Annotated in this window: 18 protein-coding genes and 1 riboswitch; of the genes, 3 read left to right on the forward strand and 15 right to left on the reverse strand. The window is 49.0% G+C overall.

Features of this window, described 5'->3' with window-relative positions; genetic code table 11:
- Positions 1-11 precede the first annotated feature (11 nt).
- The 7 genes from ABEW73_RS27435 to ehuB are packed head-to-tail and all read right to left on the reverse strand — an operon-like array spanning position 12 to position 5,292.
- The gene (locus ABEW73_RS27435; protein ID WP_430173827.1) at positions 12-404 is read right to left on the reverse strand and encodes an ectoine synthase; all 393 of its coding nucleotides are present in this window, start codon (positions 402-404) and stop codon (positions 12-14) included.
- On the reverse strand, positions 401-1,693 hold the full coding sequence (gene ectB, locus ABEW73_RS27440) for a diaminobutyrate--2-oxoglutarate transaminase (protein ID WP_430173828.1): 1,293 nt from the start codon (positions 1,691-1,693) through the stop codon (positions 401-403). The genes ABEW73_RS27435 and ectB overlap by 4 nt, the downstream gene beginning before the upstream one ends.
- Positions 1,694-1,709: 16 nt before the next feature.
- Entirely contained in the window at positions 1,710-2,222 is a 513-nt protein-coding gene (ectA, locus tag ABEW73_RS27445; RefSeq protein WP_215161873.1) for a diaminobutyrate acetyltransferase, read from the reverse strand.
- A gap of 24 nt (positions 2,223-2,246) precedes the next feature.
- A complete protein-coding gene (ehuA, locus tag ABEW73_RS27450; RefSeq protein WP_430173829.1) occupies positions 2,247-3,104 on the reverse strand; it encodes an ectoine/hydroxyectoine ABC transporter ATP-binding protein EhuA in 858 nt (285 codons plus the stop codon).
- A gap of 13 nt (positions 3,105-3,117) precedes the next feature.
- Positions 3,118-3,780: an ectoine/hydroxyectoine ABC transporter permease subunit EhuD gene (gene ehuD / locus ABEW73_RS27455; RefSeq protein WP_430173830.1), complete on the reverse strand. Its 663-nt coding sequence runs from the start codon at positions 3,778-3,780 to the stop codon at positions 3,118-3,120.
- A 2-nt stretch (positions 3,781-3,782) separates the two neighbouring features.
- Positions 3,783-4,436 carry an ectoine/hydroxyectoine ABC transporter permease subunit EhuC gene (gene ehuC / locus ABEW73_RS27460; RefSeq protein WP_430173831.1) on the reverse strand — a complete coding sequence of 218 codons (654 nt, stop codon included), beginning with the start codon at positions 4,434-4,436 and terminating at the stop codon, positions 3,783-3,785.
- A gap of 1 nt (position 4,437) precedes the next feature.
- Entirely contained in the window at positions 4,438-5,292 is an 855-nt protein-coding gene (gene ehuB / locus ABEW73_RS27465) for an ectoine/hydroxyectoine ABC transporter substrate-binding protein EhuB (RefSeq protein ID WP_430173832.1), read from the reverse strand.
- 350 nt (positions 5,293-5,642) lie between these two features.
- Positions 5,643-5,788: riboswitch (cyclic di-AMP (ydaO/yuaA leader) on the reverse strand.
- A gap of 517 nt (positions 5,789-6,305) precedes the next feature.
- On the opposite strand from ehuB, the gene ABEW73_RS27470 reads away from it, so the two are divergent.
- Positions 6,306-7,247, forward strand: a complete 942-nt coding sequence (locus tag ABEW73_RS27470; RefSeq protein ID WP_430206406.1) for an exosporium glycoprotein BclB-related protein — start codon at positions 6,306-6,308, stop codon at positions 7,245-7,247.
- 64 nt (positions 7,248-7,311) lie between these two features.
- Here ABEW73_RS27470 and ABEW73_RS27475 read toward each other — a convergent pair whose 3' ends face one another.
- From ABEW73_RS27475 to ABEW73_RS27490, 4 genes are all read right to left on the reverse strand, one after another.
- Complete coding sequence (locus ABEW73_RS27475) at positions 7,312-8,055, reverse strand: SDR family NAD(P)-dependent oxidoreductase (protein ID WP_430173393.1); 744 nt, start codon at positions 8,053-8,055, stop codon at positions 7,312-7,314.
- 183 nt (positions 8,056-8,238) lie between these two features.
- Positions 8,239-8,850 carry a flavin reductase family protein gene (locus ABEW73_RS27480; protein ID WP_430173395.1) on the reverse strand — a complete coding sequence of 204 codons (612 nt, stop codon included), beginning with the start codon at positions 8,848-8,850 and terminating at the stop codon, positions 8,239-8,241.
- Position 8,851: 1 nt separating this feature from the next.
- Positions 8,852-9,799 carry a ring-cleaving dioxygenase gene (locus tag ABEW73_RS27485; RefSeq protein ID WP_430173397.1) on the reverse strand — a complete coding sequence of 316 codons (948 nt, stop codon included), beginning with the start codon at positions 9,797-9,799 and terminating at the stop codon, positions 8,852-8,854.
- A 237-nt stretch (positions 9,800-10,036) separates the two neighbouring features.
- On the reverse strand, positions 10,037-11,116 hold the full coding sequence (locus ABEW73_RS27490) for an AI-2E family transporter (protein WP_430173399.1): 1,080 nt from the start codon (positions 11,114-11,116) through the stop codon (positions 10,037-10,039).
- A gap of 223 nt (positions 11,117-11,339) precedes the next feature.
- Here ABEW73_RS27490 and cls point away from each other — a divergent pair, with 223 nt between their 5' ends.
- Together cls and ABEW73_RS27500 are read left to right on the forward strand one after the other, a co-directional pair.
- On the forward strand, positions 11,340-12,788 hold the full coding sequence (cls, locus tag ABEW73_RS27495) for a cardiolipin synthase (RefSeq protein ID WP_430173435.1): 1,449 nt from the start codon (positions 11,340-11,342) through the stop codon (positions 12,786-12,788).
- Between the two features lie 122 nt (positions 12,789-12,910).
- Positions 12,911-13,315 (forward strand): VOC family protein, encoded by a 405-nt coding sequence (locus ABEW73_RS27500; RefSeq protein ID WP_076325301.1) that lies wholly within the window; start codon positions 12,911-12,913, stop codon positions 13,313-13,315.
- Positions 13,316-13,361: 46 nt separating this feature from the next.
- On the opposite strand, the gene ABEW73_RS27505 is transcribed toward ABEW73_RS27500, so the two are convergent.
- The 4 genes from ABEW73_RS27505 to ABEW73_RS27520 all read right to left on the reverse strand — a co-directional run bounded on the left by ABEW73_RS27505 (position 13,362) and on the right by ABEW73_RS27520 (position 19,271).
- Positions 13,362-13,790 carry a MarR family winged helix-turn-helix transcriptional regulator gene (locus ABEW73_RS27505; protein ID WP_430173401.1) on the reverse strand — a complete coding sequence of 143 codons (429 nt, stop codon included), beginning with the start codon at positions 13,788-13,790 and terminating at the stop codon, positions 13,362-13,364.
- Positions 13,791-13,985: 195 nt separating this feature from the next.
- Positions 13,986-14,396 (reverse strand): VOC family protein, encoded by a 411-nt coding sequence (locus tag ABEW73_RS27510; RefSeq protein ID WP_430173403.1) that lies wholly within the window; start codon positions 14,394-14,396, stop codon positions 13,986-13,988.
- A 274-nt stretch (positions 14,397-14,670) separates the two neighbouring features.
- Positions 14,671-18,147: a glycosyl hydrolase family 18 protein gene (locus ABEW73_RS27515; protein ID WP_430173404.1), complete on the reverse strand. Its 3,477-nt coding sequence runs from the start codon at positions 18,145-18,147 to the stop codon at positions 14,671-14,673.
- Positions 18,148-18,902: 755 nt separating this feature from the next.
- On the reverse strand, positions 18,903-19,271 hold the full coding sequence (locus ABEW73_RS27520) for a YybH family protein (RefSeq protein ID WP_430173406.1): 369 nt from the start codon (positions 19,269-19,271) through the stop codon (positions 18,903-18,905).
- Positions 19,272-19,278: the final 7 nt, after the last annotated feature.

The following is a 19,278-nucleotide window of genomic DNA, read 5'->3' on the forward strand; positions in this document are numbered from 1 at the left end:
ATATCATCTCCTTAGTCTGGAATTGGGGTGAGCAGCGGATAGGTTCCTTCCTCATCATGAACTTCAGCACCGGTAAGCGGCGGATTGAATACGCAGACCATCCGCATCTGCGAACGGGCTCTCAAATAATGCTTCTCATGACCATCCAGCGCGTACATCATCCCAGGAGATATCGGGTAGGTTTCACCCCCGACAACCTCGATTTCTCCCTCCCCTTCGATGCAGTACACGGCTTCGACGTGGTTTTTGTACCAGATCAGCGTCTCCGTTCCGGCCTTGATGAGGGTATCATTGAGAGAGAAACCCATGCCGTCTTTGGTGAGCAGCAGCCTTCTCGAATTCCATGTCTTGGTATCGATATCGTCCTTAGTATCCACGATCTCTTCCAAATGTTTAACAATCATGACAACCTCTCCTCTGCAGCTAATTGTTTCATACTGTTCTCAAATATCCCCAATCCCTGTGCCAATGTGTTCATTTCAATCGTCAGCGGCGGCATCAGCTTTGCCACTTCGCTGTGCGGACCCGACGTTTCCATAATCAATCCCTGCTCGAAGGCGATCTCGGACAGCCTGCCTGCGAGCTCCGGCTTATCAAAAGCAACCCCCTGAATCATGCCTCTGCCGCGAATTTCGCCGACGAGCTCAGGGTAATCCTTCACAACGCCTTCCAATGATTGGCGGATCCGATTCTCCCTAATGCCGATATCGAGCTGAAAATCTTTCGTTTTCCAATAATTCAGCGCTTCGGCCGCGGCAACGAATCCAAGATTATTGCCCCGGAAGGTACCGTTGTGCTCCCCCGGCTCCCATATATCGATCTCCGGCTTGATCAGCGTAATCGCCATCGGCAAGCCAAAGCCGCCAATCGATTTCGAGAGACATACGATATCCGGCTCAATGTCGGCATCGTCGAAACTAAAGAACGGCCCGGTTCTGCCGCAGCCCATCTGGATATCATCCAAAATAAGCAGCATCCCCTTATCCTTGCAGATACGCTCCAGCTTCTGCAGCCATTTCCGGCTGGCAGCGTTCAATCCGCCTTCCCCCTGCACCGCCTCGACAATAACCGCCGCCGGAAGCGGAATGCCGCTTCCCGGATCATCCAGCAGCTTCTCCATATATGCCATCGTATCCACGTCATCGCCAAAGTAACCCTCATAAGGCATAAATACCGAATGGCTCAGATCTACGCCGGCGCCCTGGCGCTTGAAGGAGTTGCCTGTTACCGCCAGCGATCCCAGCGACATGCCGTGAAAGGCATTCGTGAAGCACAGAACGGTGCTGCGCCCCGTCACTTTGCGGGCGATTTTGAGCGCTGCCTCTACGGCATTCGTTCCGGTCGGACCGGGAAACATCACTTTGTGATCCCACCCGCGCGGCTTCAGGATGACTTCCTGAAATCGGGTCAGAAACGTTTCCTTTGCATCTGTAGCCATATCCAGACTATGCGTGACGCCGTCCTTCAGCATGTAGTCGACCAGTTTCTCGCGAATCTTCTCATTGTTATGTCCGTAATTTAAAGCACCGGCTCCCGCAAAAAAATCAATGTATTCATTGCCCTGCGTATCCCACAGCTTCGCATTCCGGGCCTTGTCGAAAACGGTCTGAAAGCTCCGGCAATAACTTCTTACTTCCGATTCCAGCTTGTTAAACACAGTAAGCTTCGGTTTCTCCATGACTTGGTTGTCCATAGTTCCCTCCATTTGTTTAAATGTCATTGAAAAAGGGGCCAATCACGAATAACGGCTCATCTTCATGAGATGTCCCATCGGGGAACATCTCTGCTCCATAACCTACGGTTACGGTGCTGGGAATGGATTTCTCCTCGGCATAACCGAGAAACAAACGACGGGACGCCATGTTGCTCGGCGATACCGTAGCTTCAATGTAACGGACGCCATGGCATGCCTTCTGATTCATGAGACCAGTCAGCATCGCCTTGGCAATGCCTTGCCTCCGATGCGAATTAGCAACGGCCACTTGCCATACGAACAGCGTCTCCGGATTACGAGGAGAACGGAAGGCGGAAATAAAACCGATGATATCTCCTTCATGCTCGGCGATCATGCAGGTATCATGGAAGTAATCTCCAAGCAGCATGTAGCAATAAGGGGAGTTCAGATCAAGCGATCCGGTGTCGCGTATCAGCTCCCACACCCGGGTGCCATCCCGTGCTTCCGGTCTTCGGTAAACAATTTCGGTTTCAGTATCCACAGCCATTCTATACATCACCTCTTTCCAGAACTAATTTCCGTTGGAACGGAATCGCTGCAGGAAGCTCTGCAGCCGCTCGCTCTGGGGATTATCGAATATCTCCTCCGGCGTGCCCTGCTCAACGATCCTTCCATCGGCTCCGAATATGACCCGATCCGCGATTTCCTTCGCGAAATCCATCTCATGCGTAATCAGCATCATGGCCATTTCGCCTTCATCCGCGATTTCCCGAATGACCTCCAGCACCTCGCCGACCAGCTCCGGATCAAGCGCCGAGGTGACCTCGTCAAACACCATTACCTTCGGCCGCATGACCAGCGCTCTGGCGATGGCAACCCGCTGCTTCTGCCCCCCGGACAGATTGGACGGATACATCTTCAGCTTGTCGGCCAAACCGACCTTGCTTAGCATGGAGACGGCCCGCTCCTCTGCCTCCTCCTTGGATAAACCCAGCACCTTACGCGGGGCCTCCGTCACATTGCGAAGCACATTCATGTGCGGGAACAGATTAAAATGCTGGAAGATCATGCCGACGTTGCATCGCATCCGGTGCAAATGCTTTTCGCTGGCCCGAACCAGCTTCCCTTTCTCTTCCATATGCCAGAGCAGCTCGCCATCAACCTCGATGGTTCCTTCGGTGGGTTCTTCCAGCGTCATCAGCATCCGGCCCATCGTCGTTTTACCCGATCCGCTCGGACCGATCACAGCCACCTTTTCTCCCGGCTGCATCTCCAGATTGATACCCTTAAGCACCTGGAGATCACCAAACGACTTGGTCACGCCCGTATATTTCACAATCGGCTTGGTACCCGCAGCGGTAGCGGGATTATTCGCCTGCTGCGGCACCTTCGACGCTTCCGCTTGCTCATCAATCACAACGGCATTCAATAGACTCCCTCCTTTATTTTCCACGCTGCAGATTCAAACGTTTTTCCAGCCTTTGTACAAGCAAAGATGCGATATAACTGATGATCAGGAACAGAATCCCGACCAGTGTATACGGCTCAAATGCACGGAACGACTGCGACACGATATTTTTGGCCGTCAGCATCATCTCCACCAGCGTGATGGCGCATAGAATCGGCGTTTCTTTAAACATGACAATTAAATAATTGCCCAGTACCGGAATGATTGGCGGCACCGCTTGCGGCAGGATAATACTCCGCCAGGTTTGAGCTTTCGTGTAATTCAGTGCTGTGGCAGCCTCCCATTGCCCCTTCGGCACTCCCTCGATTCCGGAACGGTACACCTCGGACAGATAGGTGCTGTAATGCAGCCCGAGACCGATGACCCCGGCATAGAAGGCCGGAATGGAAATTCCCGTTAGGAGCGGCAGACTGTAATACAGGAAGAAGACCTGAACCAGCAGCGGTGTATTGCGAATAAATTCAATCATTCCTTTGGTTATAAGCGACACCAGCTTAAATCGGCTCCGCGTCGCAAAGGCAAGCAGCAATCCGATGATTAATGCCACCACGAAAGCGCAGATCGTCACCCATACCGTCATCTTTAACGCACTCAAGAGCTGCGGCAGGATATCCCACACATAGTTCCAGTCCCACATGACTATAACCTCCCCGCTGTCCATTTACGCTCCAGCAGTCGAACTGCCAGCGATACGAGCGTAGCAATGACAGAATACATGAGGAGCAGCAGTACCAGAATCTCGGTCGTCCAGGAGATGTAATTGTTGCGGAGCACCATCGCCTGATACGTTAAATCCGCCATCGTGATGAAATAAACCAGTGAGGTGGATTTGATGAGTTCCACAAGCTGATTCCCGAAAGGGGGAAGCATTCGCAAGGAAGCTTGAGGCAATATCACATTCCACAGCCTTTGCCAAGGCTTCAGATTAAGCGCTAAAGCGGCTTCCCACTGTCCTTTCGGAACGGCCAGCACAGCGCTTCGGACGATCTCCGAGCCGTATGCGCCGAAGTTTAGCCCGATCGCGAGGATGGCCGCCAACATTTTCGGAAGCTCGATGCCGATGAACGGAAGGGCGAAATATAGCCAGAACAGCTGCACCAGCAAGGAGGTCCCCCGAAAGACTTCCACGTACACAGCTGTCAATGTGCGAATGATCCACAGCTTCGACAGTCGGCATAACCCGGCTGCAAAGGACATCAAGACCGCAAGGATAGCCGAGAAGAAAGCAACCACAATCGTGATCTCCGCCCCTTTTAGCAGCGTAGGGAGAAAATCAATCCACGAATTCGGCATGCTATTCCCCGCAAAGCGCAGCAGCCGTCATTTCACCCGGAAGCTCTTCTTCTGTGAATCCGAACTTCTGCAGAATGTCCAGCAGCTCGCCCGACTCCTTCATTTTTTGCAGCTCCGCATTATAAGCCTCCTGGAACTCGGTATCCGCTTTGCGGAAAGCCGTAGCACCGTAACCTCGAACGCTTTCTCCATCGATGACCGGCTGCACGAAATCAGCTACACGTTCGATATTGTCATCACTAGCCGAATCCAGCATCGCCTGCAGGGAGGGTCCCGTCATGGTGATCGCCTGTACCCGGTCTGCCTGAAGGGCGCTAATAGCCGAGGCCTGGTCGGGGACCTGTATGATCCGGTCCGAAGGAATACCGGACTTCTCCATATAGCCGATTTCAACCGCGCCTGTCATGACGGCGACCTTAGCCTTGTCATGATTAGCAATATCCTCATAACTTCCGAGTCCCGTCGGATTCCCTTGCTTTACCGCAATGGCCTCCCCGATGCTGTACTCCGGATTAGCAAACAATACGGCAGAGCAGCGGTCCGGATTAATGAACATGCCTGCGGTGATTAGATCAAACCGCTCGGCCTGCAGTCCGGCAACCAGTGAACCGAATTCCGTAAGCTCTCCCCTCATTTCCTTGATGCCAAGCCGCTCCAGAATAACCCGGGCAATCTCAACGGCTTCTCCCGTCAGCTCCCCGTTGGCCTCTTTATAGGCATAAGGCTTCTCATTCGCAAAACCTACGGTGATATACCCCTGCTCCATGGCGCGATCCAACGTACTCCCTTTGTCGCCGCAAGCCGCAAGCGATACCACCATAATCACTGACAATATCAGTACAACCACTCTCTTCAAAACCTTCCACAACCTTTCGTAATGTCTTTGCAATTCTTACAAAATGGCATAATGAAATTATCCTTGTTAACACATATGTTAACTTGGATATAAGGACACTCAGACACCTTGCACGAGTCGGGGCTTCAGGGAAGATGATTCATCCATCTCCTTGCACGCTTAAACCCAATGCGATCTGACCGATTCAATTGGTTAAACATTTGCAGGCCTTGCCCCTCCTCTTTAGCAGAATACAAAAAGACCACCAAACAGGGGATTTAGACATAGCTCCGCCAGCAGGGGGTCAAAAAATAGAGAAAAGGCCCCTAAGAGAATCAAGGGCCTTTGTTATGAACATCCATTATGTATGCAAGACCCATCCACTGCTGACGAGGTTAGCTGACGGACTCGGGTAAGATGGTACCCTACACTCATGATTCCAAGTGACTCGCCCCTGGTGAAACTGGTTCCCCCGCTTTCCGGAAAATGTATGCCGGAAACTAAGCGTGTGTCCATGATAAAGGGAAGTTTAGGAAAAGTCAAACCCTTTTAACCGCTTTTTCTGGAAATTCAGACGCAGAAATGCCATTCTTCCAGGGTGTATGCAAGCTAGAAAAATGCCTCATTCAAGCCTGTTCCCCTACCATGCAGGGACTTTATTCCAGGTTTATTTTTCGCTATATAGCAGGCGTTTGACATGCCTCCCTTACTCGTTCATGGGTTGGATAGTTTATGCCATGAATTAAATCCGGATTGTGGAAGCTTCCCCCTTTAGATTTAGGGCCTAATTTTTTTTTTTTGAAACGCTCCGTAATAAGCCTATGAATATCGTAGAAAATTCGAAATTCATCCTATATTTTTGCTATTTGTCAATAGATGAATGCCTTCAGGGCTAGCGTACATTCTGGGAATTATAGGTGTTTATCTATCATTTATATGCTATTAACCCATGCCGTACCGAGAGCATTTGCGTAGTATAAAGCAAATCTAAAGGAGGCGCCCTATTTGGAAGGTTCTTCTAAAAAAAAGAAATATTGTGTGCTCTCAAAAAGATAGAGAAAAAAGTCATTCATGCGAAGAAAAAGCATGGGCATGGTCACCATAAAGATCATGAAGGTCATGCCTGTGTTGTTAAAAAGCGTCGATGCCCAAGAGCTATCCGTGGACCTGTCGGGCCTCAAGGTCCTATCGGACCGATTGGACCCGCCGGACCTGCCGGACCGACCACCGGTACTGCAGGACCTGCAGGACCCACTGGACCGGCTGGACCTGCTGGACCTGTCGGGCCTGTCGGACCTGCTGGAGCCGTCGGACCGGCTGGGCCTGCTGGAGCCGTCGGACCGGCTGGGCCTGCTGGAGCCGTCGGACCGGCTGGGCCTGCTGGAGCCGTTGGGGCTACTGGAGCTACTGGGGCTACTGGAGCTACAGGAGCTACAGGAGCTACAGGAGCAGCTGCCGGAGGAGCCATCATCCCATTCGCATCCGGTACACCGCTTGCTCTGACGACTGTTTTGGGCGGAGTAGCAGGTACAATCGGTCTGGTCGGCTTTGGTATTTCCGGCCCTACCGTTACCCTCGCTGGCGGAACGATCGACCTTACAGGAGCAGCAGGTACTGCGCTTGATTTTGCATTCAACACGCCTCGAGCCGGCACCATCACCGCACTGTCCGCTACCTTCAGCAATACGTTGGCGCTTACCCTGGTGGGAACGACGGTTACGATCACAGCACAACTGTACAGTGCACCGGCTACAAGCAATATTTTCGCACCGATCCCAGGCGCTCTTGTTACACTGGCTCCGCCACTCACAGGCGTCATAACCCTCGGAACGGTAAGCAATGGCTTTGTAGAGGGCCTGGCCATTCCTGTGGCAGCCAATACCCGCTTGTTAATGGTATTCTCGGCAACCGCTGCTGGCACAACTCTAGTCACTGCAGTCGCAGGTTACGGCAGCGCTGGCGTCAGCATTATATAAGTTTCGTTTTCCTTCTGCAAAAAAAAGCCCCGATTTTTATTTTTATATCGGGGCTTTGCTTCGATTATACGGCCGTATATCCGCCATCCACCAGCAAGCTTGTGCCTGTAATGAAGGACGCATCTTCACTGGCAAGGAACAACACGGCTTTTGCTACTTCTTCCGGCTGTCCCAAGCGGCCCATCGGATGAAGGCCGACCAGGTGCTCGGTGATTGCTTCCGTTCTTCCCTTAATAAGCGGGGTATCGATATATCCCGGACATACGGCATTGACCCGGATCCCTTTTGGAGCATAGTCCGCGCCCATCGACTGGGTTAACAGCTTAACGCCTCCCTTAGCGGAAGCATAGGCGGTAACACCCGCTTTTCCGACATGACTATGGATCGAGCCGCAGTTTACGATCGCCCCTCCGGTTCCTTGGGATAACATCTGTAGGATTACATATTTATCACACAGGAACACCCCTGTAAGATTAATATCAATCGTCTTTTGCCAGTTGTCCATCGACAACTGATCCGCAGGGGCATCATGAGCAATGCCTGCATTGGCGAACAATACATCGACACGGCCAAAATGCTCAACCGTCTGCTTCACCATATTCGCAACTTCCTGTTCTTGGGTTACATCCGTCTTAACGAACAGCGTTTCAAAACCTGCGCCTCTTAATTCATCCGAAACAGCCTGTCCCCGGTCCGAATAATCCGCAATAACAACCTTGGCTCCCTCTTCTACAAATAGCCTTACTGCTGCTTCGCCGATCCCGCTGGCGCCTCCCGTCACAATGACAACCTTGGATTCAAATTTCATTTGTCAACCACTCCTATATTGTGAATTCATCATATCGTCTCCACATTCATGTAGAGTTAACATATTCCAGGCATGATATTCCACAAGCCCCTGTTTCTTTCATTACATACTATCGAATAACGGCATATGGATATTCACAACTTAATATTCGCTGCATCCTAACCTTATCCAGCCCGTCCGTTGTTATACAGGCCGCTCGATCGTAAACATCTCTCCCAGTGAAGCATAGATATTGCCCGCCATACGGCTCACAGGCTTCAACTTGGCAGCGTCAATCCGGCCTTGCTCGTAAAGCTCCTCCGCAACATGGAAGCGGACTACGCGGGCAATCAGCAGATCGGCACCAGGTAGCTGATCCGCTCCATTCAAAGTGACGACCTGCTCCAGCACGCATTCCATGCGAATCTTGCTCTCCAGAACGCCGGGAACTTTAACGACCTCGCTAACGACCGGGGTTAAATGGGCTCGGACAAGTTCACTCTCATGCGGGGGCAGGTTCGCCGCCGTTTCGTTCACGGCTTCTACGTTGTCTTCGTCCACGATGTGGATGACAAGCTCGCCGCTATGCATGGCATTTCTCGCTGTATCCTTAGCCGTACCGTTCTTTCGCTGAACGGAAACGGACAGCAAGGGCGGATTGCTGGAGAGAATGGAGAAATAACTAAATGGCGCCGCATTCAGCACACCGTCCTCCGATAATGTCGTAACAAAAGCGATTGGCCGCGGAACAACGCTCCCGATCAGCAGCTTGTAGGTGTCCCGTTCGCTTTGGGTATTCGGGTCAATGGATATCACTTCAGTTACCCCTCTCTTGTATTTTGACTTGAATAGGCTCCAGACCTTCCTCAATACGGGCTCGCTCCGGTTCAAACCAGGCAGGAAGCTTCAATTGTTCCCCCAGTGAGTCCAGGTCTTCATCCACCGTAAATCCGGGCAGATCGGTTGCAATCTCAAACAAGATCCCCCCTCGTTCCCTGAAATATAACGATTTGAAATAGTTGCGGTTCTTAATATCCGTTGGCAAAAAGCCATGTTGTTTCACCCACTCTTGCCATGTAACATGCTCACCTTCATTTTGAGCCCGCCATGCGATATGATGGGTCGTTCCGGCACCTCCGGTGCCCCACGGGATATCCCGCATCGGTAAATCAATCACGTTGCCGAAGGGCCCTGCTGATTGAAACCGCGCATAGTTAACGTCCTCTCCCATGAAGGTCAGTCCCATTACCTGCTCCAGCGCTATCTTCGTTTCCTTCCACTTGCTGCTGAACAGGACCGCACCGCCAAACCCCTTAATCGCTGTGTCCGGCGTTACATCGTCCACAGACCAACTGCTCTTCGGTCCGTCTTCCCGCTCGACCAACTCCAAAGAAAGCCCATCACGATCGGAGAACTGAAGATAATGTTCGTTAAAACGGAATGCTCTCATGACAGGGACGTCGAAGCTTCGTAAACGCTGTTCCCAATAAGGCAGAGCACCCGTAGGGACGACAAAGGTTGTATACCCAACCTGTCCTCCTCCACGTCTCCCTCTACGCGAAGCAGGAGACGGAAAGAAGGTGATAATAGTCCCCGGGTGTCCCTCTTCATCCCCAAAATACAAATGGTACACCTCAGGCGCATCGAAATTCACCGTCTTCTTCACCAATCTGAGCCCCAGCACACCCGTATAAAAATCAACATTCTTCTGCGGGTCCTGCGCATAAGCGGTAATATGATGAATGCCTGCCGTTTGTAATGCCATATCCATCGCCTCCTCATCGTTTTGTGTCCAAACCAATGTTTTCATAACTGATTCCAGCTCGTATCTGTATGATGAATATACAATCTTTAAATTTAATATCTTTAATTTAAGATTATATATTTTTTCTCTCATTGTCAAGCATCCCTTCTACCTCGGGCAGACAAAAAGCCGCCAAGAACGATTCCACGCTCTTAGGCGGCTTCAGTATACAACTGCGTCCACATGTCTATCCCGCGTCTATGCTTTTTGCCATTTTTCCTTAAAGAACAGCTGATACACTCTTGTTACAATAATCTTAATGATCATGTAAATCGGTACCACCAGCAGAACCCCTATAATTCCGCCGAGATCCTGTCCAACCAAAACCAGAATAATGATCGTAATGGGATGAATCGCCAGCTGCTTGCCAAAAATATACGGACCAATCAGATTATCCTGAATCTGCTGGGCTGCCAGGATGACAACAAGCGACCAGATCGCCGTCCCCGGGGATTGAATGAAGCCGATGATCACGATCGGGATCGCGGATAGAATAGCTCCGATAAATGGTATGAAATTCGCGATAACCGCCACGGTCGTAAGCAGTAATGCATAAGGCAGACCAATAATCAGGAAGCCGATGTACATCAAGACACCCAGCGCCAGATTGACGAGCACTCGTCCAACGATGAACCCTTTGAGGGCATTGTTGATTTCATCCAGTACCGAAGCTCCCACTTCCTTGAAGCGGTTAGGCAAAAAGCTGACAATCATCTCCCCGAACTTCCCGCCTTCCTTCAGCATGTAGTACAGCAGGATCGGGAACGTAAATAAGACGATGGCAAAATTCGAAACAAACGAAAACAGGTTCATAATATAATTCGTCAAAAACGTGAAGCCTTGGTTCAAATAATCGGTTAATTGGGTAAGTGGATTAGAATCTTCCGGAAATATCTCCTTAAAGAGCCCGTTATTTTCCCACTCCTGCAGCTGTTCACCTAAGGCAGCAAATAATGCGGGCGCATTCTCCACAAGAGCAATGATCTGATCCCGCAGGGATGGCCATACCCCAATAATAAAACCTGTAAGTATGCCTGCAAACACGACATATAGGAGCAGGATGGCCAGCGAGCGATTTAGCTTGCGCTTTTCGAGGAGATCAACCAGCGGCCTGAGCAGGTAATAGAAGAATCCGGACAGCATCAGCGGCACGAGGATGATCGAGAAGAACGAAAGTATCGGTCTGAATATAAAATCCACCAGCGATCCCAAATAAATAATAATGAGGACCAGAATCATGGCGAGACATAATTTGAAAAACTTGTTCATTTTCAGCAAAAAGCATGCCCCTTCTCCTATTTTTTTCACCATCGTATCATGACAATGTGTGCATATACAAATCGCTTGCGTCTGCACTGGTATAGGATGTCGGATTGTAGCGCCATCGCTTTTATAACCATTCCGTTCACTTCATCCTGCGGATATATACTTCTCCTAACGCCTCACGTATAATATGAAGGATTGCAAGGGCAAGGATATAGTTTAGGAGGATATTATGAACATGCATGTTACATCCATCATTCTTGGTCTGATCATCGTACTGAATATCGTGTTCTCCATGTTCGTGGTTTTTAGGGAACGGCGGGATGCCGGCTCCACCTGGGCATGGCTGTTGGTGCTGTCCTTCATCCCGATTCTGGGCTTTGCGCTGTACCTGTTGTTCGCCCAAAATTTAAGAAGAATCCGTCTCTTTCATTGGGATGATCTGCAGAAAACCGGCATCGAGAAGGTATTGCTGTCTCAAATGGAAGGGATGAATAACGGGGAATACCCGTTCAGCAATCAAGCCGCGGCGGATAGCAGCGATTTAATCCATATGCATATCAATGAGAATCAGGCGATCCTTACGGACGACAACCACGTTGAAATTTTCACGGATGGACGCAAGAAATTTGAACGGTTGTTTCAGGATATTGAGGAAGCCAAAGTCTACATACATATTCAATACTACATTATCCGTCGGGACGAGCTGGGCAAGAAGCTGATGTCCCTGTTGACCAAAAAAGCAAAAGAAGGCGTGAAGGTCCGGGTTCTGTACGACGAGCTGGGCTCGCGTCAATTAACCAAGGGCTTCTTCAAAACATTTCGCGAAGCCGGCGGAGAAGCCGAGGCCTTCTTCCCGTCCAAGCTACGCTTCATTAATCTTCGCTTGAATTACCGGAATCACCGAAAGCTCGCTATCATTGATGGCGACATCGGATATGTCGGCGGTTTTAACGTTGGGGATGAGTACCTGGGTCTCAACTCCAGGTTCGGCTATTGGCGGGACACCCATCTGCGCATTCAAGGTGAAGCTGTTTATGCGATGCAGGTTCGTTTCATTCTCGACTGGAATCAGGCCTCGCACCATAACGATATTTCCTATGAATCGAATCTGTTTCCCAAGATCGATTCACCTGGCAATGTCGGGATTCAGATTGTGACCAGCGGTCCGGATTCCAGATATGAACACATCAAGAACGGTTATATCAAAATGATTTCGTCCGCCAAGAAATCGATTCACATTCAGACGCCGTATTTTATCCCCGATGCCAGCCTTCTGGATGCACTCCGCATTGCGGCGCTGTCCGGCGTTGAGGTTAACCTGATGATTCCCGATAAACCGGACCATCCCTTTGTCTATTGGGCGACCTTATCCTATATCGGGGAAATGCTAAGAACCGGGGCTAACGTGTATCTCTACAATAATGGCTTCATTCATGCCAAGACCATCATCATTGACGAGAAGATTTCTTCCGTCGGCACGGCGAATATTGATGTTCGAAGCTTCAAGCTGAATTTTGAAGTGAATGCGTTCCTGTACGATGAGGATTTATCAAAACAATTGACTCACATCTTTCATCGGGATCTGCAGGTATCCAGCCAGCTTACGATGAAGCAGTATCTGGAGCGATCAAGGTGGATCAAGTTTAAGGAATCCATCTCACGCTTGCTGTCGCCTATTCTGTAAAACAAGCCTTTAGCGCTGCCGCAACATTTAGCAATCCAGAAGAAATGCGGGAGACTCAGACCGTTTATACTAAAGCCAAGGAAAACGAATCCATCATTTTAAAACGGGGAAGGATGTTGAACGTGGCTAAACTGACACCGTATATTTTCTCTGAGGATGCAAAAGCGCAGGCTGAGTTTTATACCCAAGCATTAGGCGGGGAGATCTTGTCCGTGCAAACCCATGGCGAAATTCCTGGAACCAAGGAAGAGCTTAAAGACAAAGTCATGCATCTTAGTCTGGTAGCAGGAGGAATTCCAATCTTTATGTCGGACTCCATATTCCAAACCCTGGAGCGCGGGAATGGAATTCATCTGAGCCTGTCGTTTGAAAGCGATGCTGAAGCACATGAAGCTTTTGACCGCTTGGCCGAGGGCGGTAAGGTGCTTGATCCGCTGAAGACTCAATTCTGGGGAGCGCTATTCGGGTTGCTGGAAGACAAGTTCGGTGTATTGTGGCAGGTAACGACCGAAGTCCAAGTCAATTAATGGTAGAAGGACCTTCAAGTTTCACTTGGAGGGCTTTTTTTTGCGTTCAGTCCTTATTTTCCAACTGATCACTCACCTCGTTTAGACGCAGCGATAATTCATCACCTTCGGCATGACCTAAAATAGCGCCGTAACGACTTCGCAAATTCATCCAGCACTCGTGAATCACTTTCTCCAAAGCCTTCCCTTTATCGGTTGTATAGATCAATGACATCCTTCCTTCCACCCGATTATAAACCAGCCCTTTAACGGCCAGCTTCTCAACCAGTCGGGTTACGGTAGAAGGCTGAAGATGAAGAATTTCGCCTAATTCCTTCTGTGAGATTCCTTCCTTCTCATATACAGCCATAAGCAAATAAGCATAGGTGGGCGACAATCCGCTTGCGGCAAACTCATCTTCGGCCATCTTGGTGATGACCCGGCTAAGACGATTGGTCGTGAAGTAAAGGCATTCCTTGATATACGTATTTAACATAACGGCTACCTCTTTCGCTGAGTTCATCCTGTTGGATCACCATTTATTGTTTGCACATGCAAATATAATAGATTTCCAAATAAAAGTAAAGCGACAGATTTCCCCCATAACCCTGGGAGAAGACCTCTGCCGCTTCATTTTATTAGGCGTATGCTTCTTCATGTTGTAATCCTGCAACTGCTTGCTTCAATGCTTCTATTCAACCTGGCTCTGATCCATGTACATGACTTCCCACAGATGGCCATCCGGATCCTGGAAGCTCCACCCGTACATAAAGCCATGATCCACCGGATCATTGGAAGGCGACCCTCCTGCGGAAAGCGCGGCATTAACGATTTCGTCCACCTGCTCCCGGCTTTCGGCGGATAGTGCCAAAATCACTTCCGTTGTGTTCGCGGCATCCGACAGATCTTTCTTGGTGAACGTCTTGAAATAATCCTCGGTGAGCAGCATGGCAAAGATGTTATCGCCGATGACCAGGCAAGCCGCGTTTTTGTCCGTAAATTGCGCGTTAAATTCAAAACCGATTTTTGAGAAAAAGTCCTTCGTTTTCTCCAAGTCCTTCACTGGCAGGTTCACAAAAATATTATCGCTTTTCAAAGCCATTCCGAATCACCTCTTCGATTTGATAAATTCATCTTAGCATGAGCAGCAGCACGACATTTCTCTTCATTTGCTATATACAATCCAAGCTACGGGAATCCCGCTTGCGAAGCCTATTCAGAATCCTCTCGATCCTGTCTTTTGGGGATCCAAATGCTAAACAAAACGCAGCAGCGATTCAGTCGGCTATAGCTTATAACTCTTATTCGAAAAAAGGATGCCTCCAGGCCGTATTAAAACTCGCCTGGGAGACATCCCACTTTATTACGAATCCATGTTAGTTAGATAAACCTACTGCCCGCAGCAATCTCATGACGGTTACCACCGTCTGAGCTTTGGTTACATGGGATTGCGGATCCAGCTTGGAGGCGGATACGCCTTGCATAATCTTCTGCTCCACAACGAAGGCGACGGACGACTTCGCATAGGACGAAACCTTGGCGTGATCTTTAAATTTGTTTAGCAATCCTTGGTTGGCTTCGTTCTTCTTACCGGCATAAACCAGCACATTACTCAGCATGACGGCCAATTCCTCACGCGTAATCAAGCTGTTTGGATCAAAGATATCGCCTGAGCGTCCCTTCACTAACCCTGCCGCTTTCGCAGCTGCAATCTCTCTAGCATACCGGGATTTCGGATCTACATCCTTAAAGTTGGCATAACTGTCGTCAGGCAAAATACCCAGCGCCTTCACCACAATGGATATAATTTCAGCACGGGTAATTTGTTGATTACCGCCGAAAGATCCGTTACTTTCTCCAGATACGATCAGCTTGGCAGCGGCCTGCGCCACGTCTTCCCGTGCCCAAGAAGGGATCGCGTCATTAAACCGGATATCTTGCTGAACCAGAGCATAAATCCCGATGCCGGTTTTCTTGATTTCAACGGTTACCGTACCATCCGCGTTAACTTTAAACAAGGTTGGAACGGATCGAAGCTCCTGGGTACCTGGTATATAAACCACTCCGGTAGCACGTTTTACATTTATCTTTTTTGCATCGACGGTCATAAATCCGCTGACATGGGTTTTGCCGAAATGCTTCAGTTCGGTCGTTGTCTTATCCGCGTTTATTTGCTCAAGCTTGAACAACAGCGGAGTAGCTAGTACTTCTCTTCCCTTCATCAGTTTCTCCACATTTGCTGCATCGGCAGCCCCTGGAGAAACAATCGAAACTTTCACAGGACCGGGAACCGTAATCAGCGAAGCCGGAATCCGGTATTCTGTCCCGTTCACGATAATGGAGAGACTGGCCTTGGCTCCTTTTTTCGCAACGGCTGCGATAATTTCTTGCGGAATCTCAACCTCAGCCTGCTTCGCACCTGCACCCGCATGAATCTGGAAGTTGGAGGAATCCGAAAGGTTAATGCTGTTAACAGCTGCAGCCGTAGGTATGGTCACCACAGCCTTATCGCCATGAAGCGTGACGTTTGCCCCTAGCTGATCTTTGGCTTTAGGCGGTTGTGGTGTCGAAGGCGTTGGCGAACCAGAGCCTCCCGATCCTCCTGATCCGCCGGAACCGTCAGATCCACCGGAACCGCTGCTTAAAGTTGTTACGCTAAGCAGATTCGAAGCGCTGGAGACACGGTTAATCTCATCTCCCGTTCGATCTACCGCAAGCACATGAATCTTGTAGTTCGTTAAAGCATTAAGGCCATGAATGGTATAACCATTCTCTGTAACCGAGCCTGACAAAGCATTATTTACATATACTTCGTATCCCGTTGCACCTGACACAGCATCCCATTTCACCTGAATGGAGCTTGCGCTGGCACTTACCTTTGAGAGATTCGCCGGAGCTTGAGGTGCTGAAGCATTGACTTTTCCATCGATCGGCAAGTCGTGAATGAGTTGAGTCGTCAGCGTTTTGTTGCGGTCGCCGCTGATATCCCAGCTCATGACGCCTGCAATATCCAGCGATTTCACGATAGAAGCGGTGTACTTCATGGTGTTCTTATCGTTATAGGTGATAAATACTTTATTTTGATCGTTGTACAGGTAAGGCACCTTGGCGGCTTCGTTCCAATATCTCTTATAGCCGTTCTTGTTGATGTAGTTATTCTCGAGATCGCTAAAATCGAAAATGGCAGGCTCCCAAGACTTCAAATCAGTCCCGCCCTTATTGCAAGTCTGATACTGACCGAGTGGCCCGCAGCCATCCCAGCCCTTGCCATAGTAAGGTACTCCCACAATCAATTTATGCTGTGGTACTCCACCATTCAGATGGCCTAACAATCCGCCAAGCACATGATTTCTTGGAGCAGAAGACCTCGAAAGAGCTTTATCATAGAACAATGGTGAATTATGATGACCAAACGGGTCTTCTTTGCCACTATAGTCATAAGTCATAATATTAATGAAATCCAGATACTGGACAGAATTCGCGAAATCTGCGTTAACGGTAAAATTATCTCCCTGACCGGAAGCAATCGTCAGCAGATAATATTTTCCATCTTCTGACCCTGCAGCATCCAATGCCTCGCGAACGGTTTTCATTAACAATGTGAAGTTTTCTTTATCCTCCGGCGCTCTGGAGTTCGACTCTTCCCCTTCTTCAACAGGATATTCCCAGTCAACATCCAGACCATCAAACTTATAATCTCGTAGGAACTTCACAGCAGAATTAGCAAAAGTACGGCGAGTTTCTTCCGTCATGGCTACGTTAGAAAAATTATCAGACCATGACCAGCCGCCTACTGAAACTATAAGTTTCAAATGAGGGTTCGATGCCTTGATGGATTCGAAAGCTGCGAAATTCTGAAAATCAAATGTCGGATCTCCAATTACAATTTCTCCGTCATGGACGTATCGATCCTGTGCAGGAATATTAGGATCTTCGCAGGCTCTCGGCCCGCTCCCGTATTTTTTCCAGCATATATCGGCGAAGGCATAGTTAATGTGGGTGATCTGTGATACATCTACGTCACCAGGATGAAAATTACGTTCTTCGGTACTAGCTGACCAAGAAGTGTAGTACGTAATATTGTTATAATTGCTGCCAGGCACTACCGACACTGCTTCGCTTTCTGGCGAAGTCCATAGGCGGTTATGGCCCACGACTTCATACGAATAGGTCTTTCCTTCTTCCAGTCCAGCAGCTACATACCGGCTCCCGCTACTCGAGCCAACCTTTACCCCATCCTGATAAATATCATAGCTTGTGGCCCCGGGCACCGGTGCCCAGCCCAGTGAAACCGTAGATCGTGTAGCCGTGACTACCTGCAACCCTTGAGGTTGAGCCAGTTCCCCCCACTTAAGGGTAACGGCATTACTATTGGCCGATGCTTCCAAAGCTCCATTTACGCTTCTCTGTGCACCTACTTTAAAAGTATAAGTCTCTCCTGCTTCCAAAGGTCCATAGGTAGCGGTGGTAACGGAGTTTTCCCATGTGCCCCCTTTCCATGCTCCATTAATATAAATGTCATAAGCTTCAGCTCCGGGACTCGAACCCCAACTCAGCATAACCGTATCTTCCGTTACATCGTCAATTTGAAGATGGCTTGGAGGAGTTAACGGTGCATCTTTATATTCAGCTTCGTCTTTGGTTGTGGTGAATTCCAGTACATTGCTTTTGTGTTCTTTTTTCACATCTCCGTCCCACGTAATATAGATTCGGTAGGTCGTTTCAGGTGTCAATCCGGTCACCGCACGGGTCCAGAAGTTTCCCCATGCCAGCCACTTGCCAGAATCCGCGTCCCACACTTGTATATTGTTTTCACCTTCGACGGGTTTGAAATCCCATTGAAATATCGCCATATTATGAGAGACACTTTCAATACGAAGATTCTGCGGCGCCAACGGATCCTGGGCTTCATTAGTCTGGGTTTTATACGTTGAGTTCGTTACTGTCGCGGGCTCTTGGCCGGAGTTAACTGTGGAAATGTCAGTAGAAATGTCTGTAAGAGGAGCGCTTTCTGCTGCATAGGATGCAGGCGCATTAAGCAGTGGTGTGAATATAAGAATAAGGGCCAAAAAACATATCACCCACTTCGGGTGCTTTTTCGTTATAAAGGGTGTCACCGTTTTCACCTCTGTTGATTAAATTTCGATTGCAAATGATACAGCATTTCAATGAATGTCTGTCCCTCGGTGTCATCGGGTGTTTCTTTGATGACTTGCCTAATTTCGCATATCGCTCAAATCCAACTCGTATTGAAAGCGGTTACTAATTTTTCCAGCTCAACTATGTAGACTTCAGTCCCCCCTCTCTCTGCTCATGATTGAATCACTGTCCGTACGCTCTCCTACAGCCTCCTTTCTTGAATTCATAGTTGTTCAATAAATATTCATATATTTGTATCATGGAACCTACACTATCGATTGAGAAGGGATACATTTCCATAAACATGGGATAAATTCTTGTAATTTTATATTCTGTTAATAAATTCAACATAAAAAAGAACGGGGCGTGGCGGTCATTCATAGACCAAACCGCTCCCCGTTTTTAATAGGATGGGAAAAGAGCCCTTCAAGAGCCCTTTTTCTTTTATTTATGGTTTATATAAACCGATTCATTGAATCGAACTTAAATGCTCGTGCTTTAATTTCCATATGCCATCGGCATCGCGAATGAACACATTCGTAGCTCTCCCGCTTCCGGACATAAATGTCCCCTGGTGGTAACCCTCGAAGTGGTAGGTGTAGATACACACCGCCGAATGGGCATCACTCGCTATCCACTCTACATCTTCCGCCCGGTATACCTCGTCCCGAATAACATTCCAAGCGTGTTCGAAATATGCCCGAATCTCATCCAACGTATGACAGCTCCGGTCCGAAAACCAATAGACCGCTTCTCCGTCGAGCAGCCGGGCTACATTGTCAAAATCATGCGTATTCGTAGCTTCTATGTATGCCTCAAGTGCCTTTTGATATGACATCGTTTCA

It is taken from the genome of Paenibacillus lautus (assembly GCF_050482385.1).
Lineage (GTDB): Bacteria > Bacillota > Bacilli > Paenibacillales > Paenibacillaceae > Paenibacillus_AQ > Paenibacillus_AQ lautus_B.

What these genes read in the sequence shown, in the direction of transcription:
- ABEW73_RS27435 (WP_430173827.1), bottom strand. Translation starts at nt 404, where the DNA reads ATGATTGTTAAACATTTGGAAGAGATCGTGGATACTAAGGACGATATC.
- ectB (WP_430173828.1), bottom strand. Translation starts at nt 1,693, where the DNA reads ATGGACAACCAAGTCATGGAGAAACCGAAGCTTACTGTGTTTAACAAG.
- ectA (WP_215161873.1), bottom strand. Translation starts at nt 2,222, where the DNA reads ATGGCTGTGGATACTGAAACCGAAATTGTTTACCGAAGACCGGAAGCA.
- ehuD (WP_430173830.1), bottom strand. Translation starts at nt 3,780, where the DNA reads ATGTGGGACTGGAACTATGTGTGGGATATCCTGCCGCAGCTCTTGAGT.
- ehuC (WP_430173831.1), bottom strand. Translation starts at nt 4,436, where the DNA reads ATGCCGAATTCGTGGATTGATTTTCTCCCTACGCTGCTAAAAGGGGCG.
- ABEW73_RS27475 (WP_430173393.1), bottom strand. Translation starts at nt 8,055, where the DNA reads ATGAAATTTGAATCCAAGGTTGTCATTGTGACGGGAGGCGCCAGCGGG.
- ABEW73_RS27485 (WP_430173397.1), bottom strand. Translation starts at nt 9,799, where the DNA reads ATGGCATTACAAACGGCAGGCATTCATCATATTACCGCTTATGCGCAG.
- cls (WP_430173435.1), top strand. Translation starts at nt 11,340, where the DNA reads ATGCATGTTACATCCATCATTCTTGGTCTGATCATCGTACTGAATATC.
- ABEW73_RS27505 (WP_430173401.1), bottom strand. Translation starts at nt 13,790, where the DNA reads ATGTTAAATACGTATATCAAGGAATGCCTTTACTTCACGACCAATCGT.
- ABEW73_RS27510 (WP_430173403.1), bottom strand. Translation starts at nt 14,396, where the DNA reads ATGGCTTTGAAAAGCGATAATATTTTTGTGAACCTGCCAGTGAAGGAC.
- ABEW73_RS27515 (WP_430173404.1), bottom strand. Translation starts at nt 18,147, where the DNA reads ATGGCGATATTTCAATGGGATTTCAAACCCGTCGAAGGTGAAAACAAT.
- ABEW73_RS27520 (WP_430173406.1), bottom strand. Translation starts at nt 19,271, where the DNA reads ATGTCATATCAAAAGGCACTTGAGGCATACATAGAAGCTACGAATACG.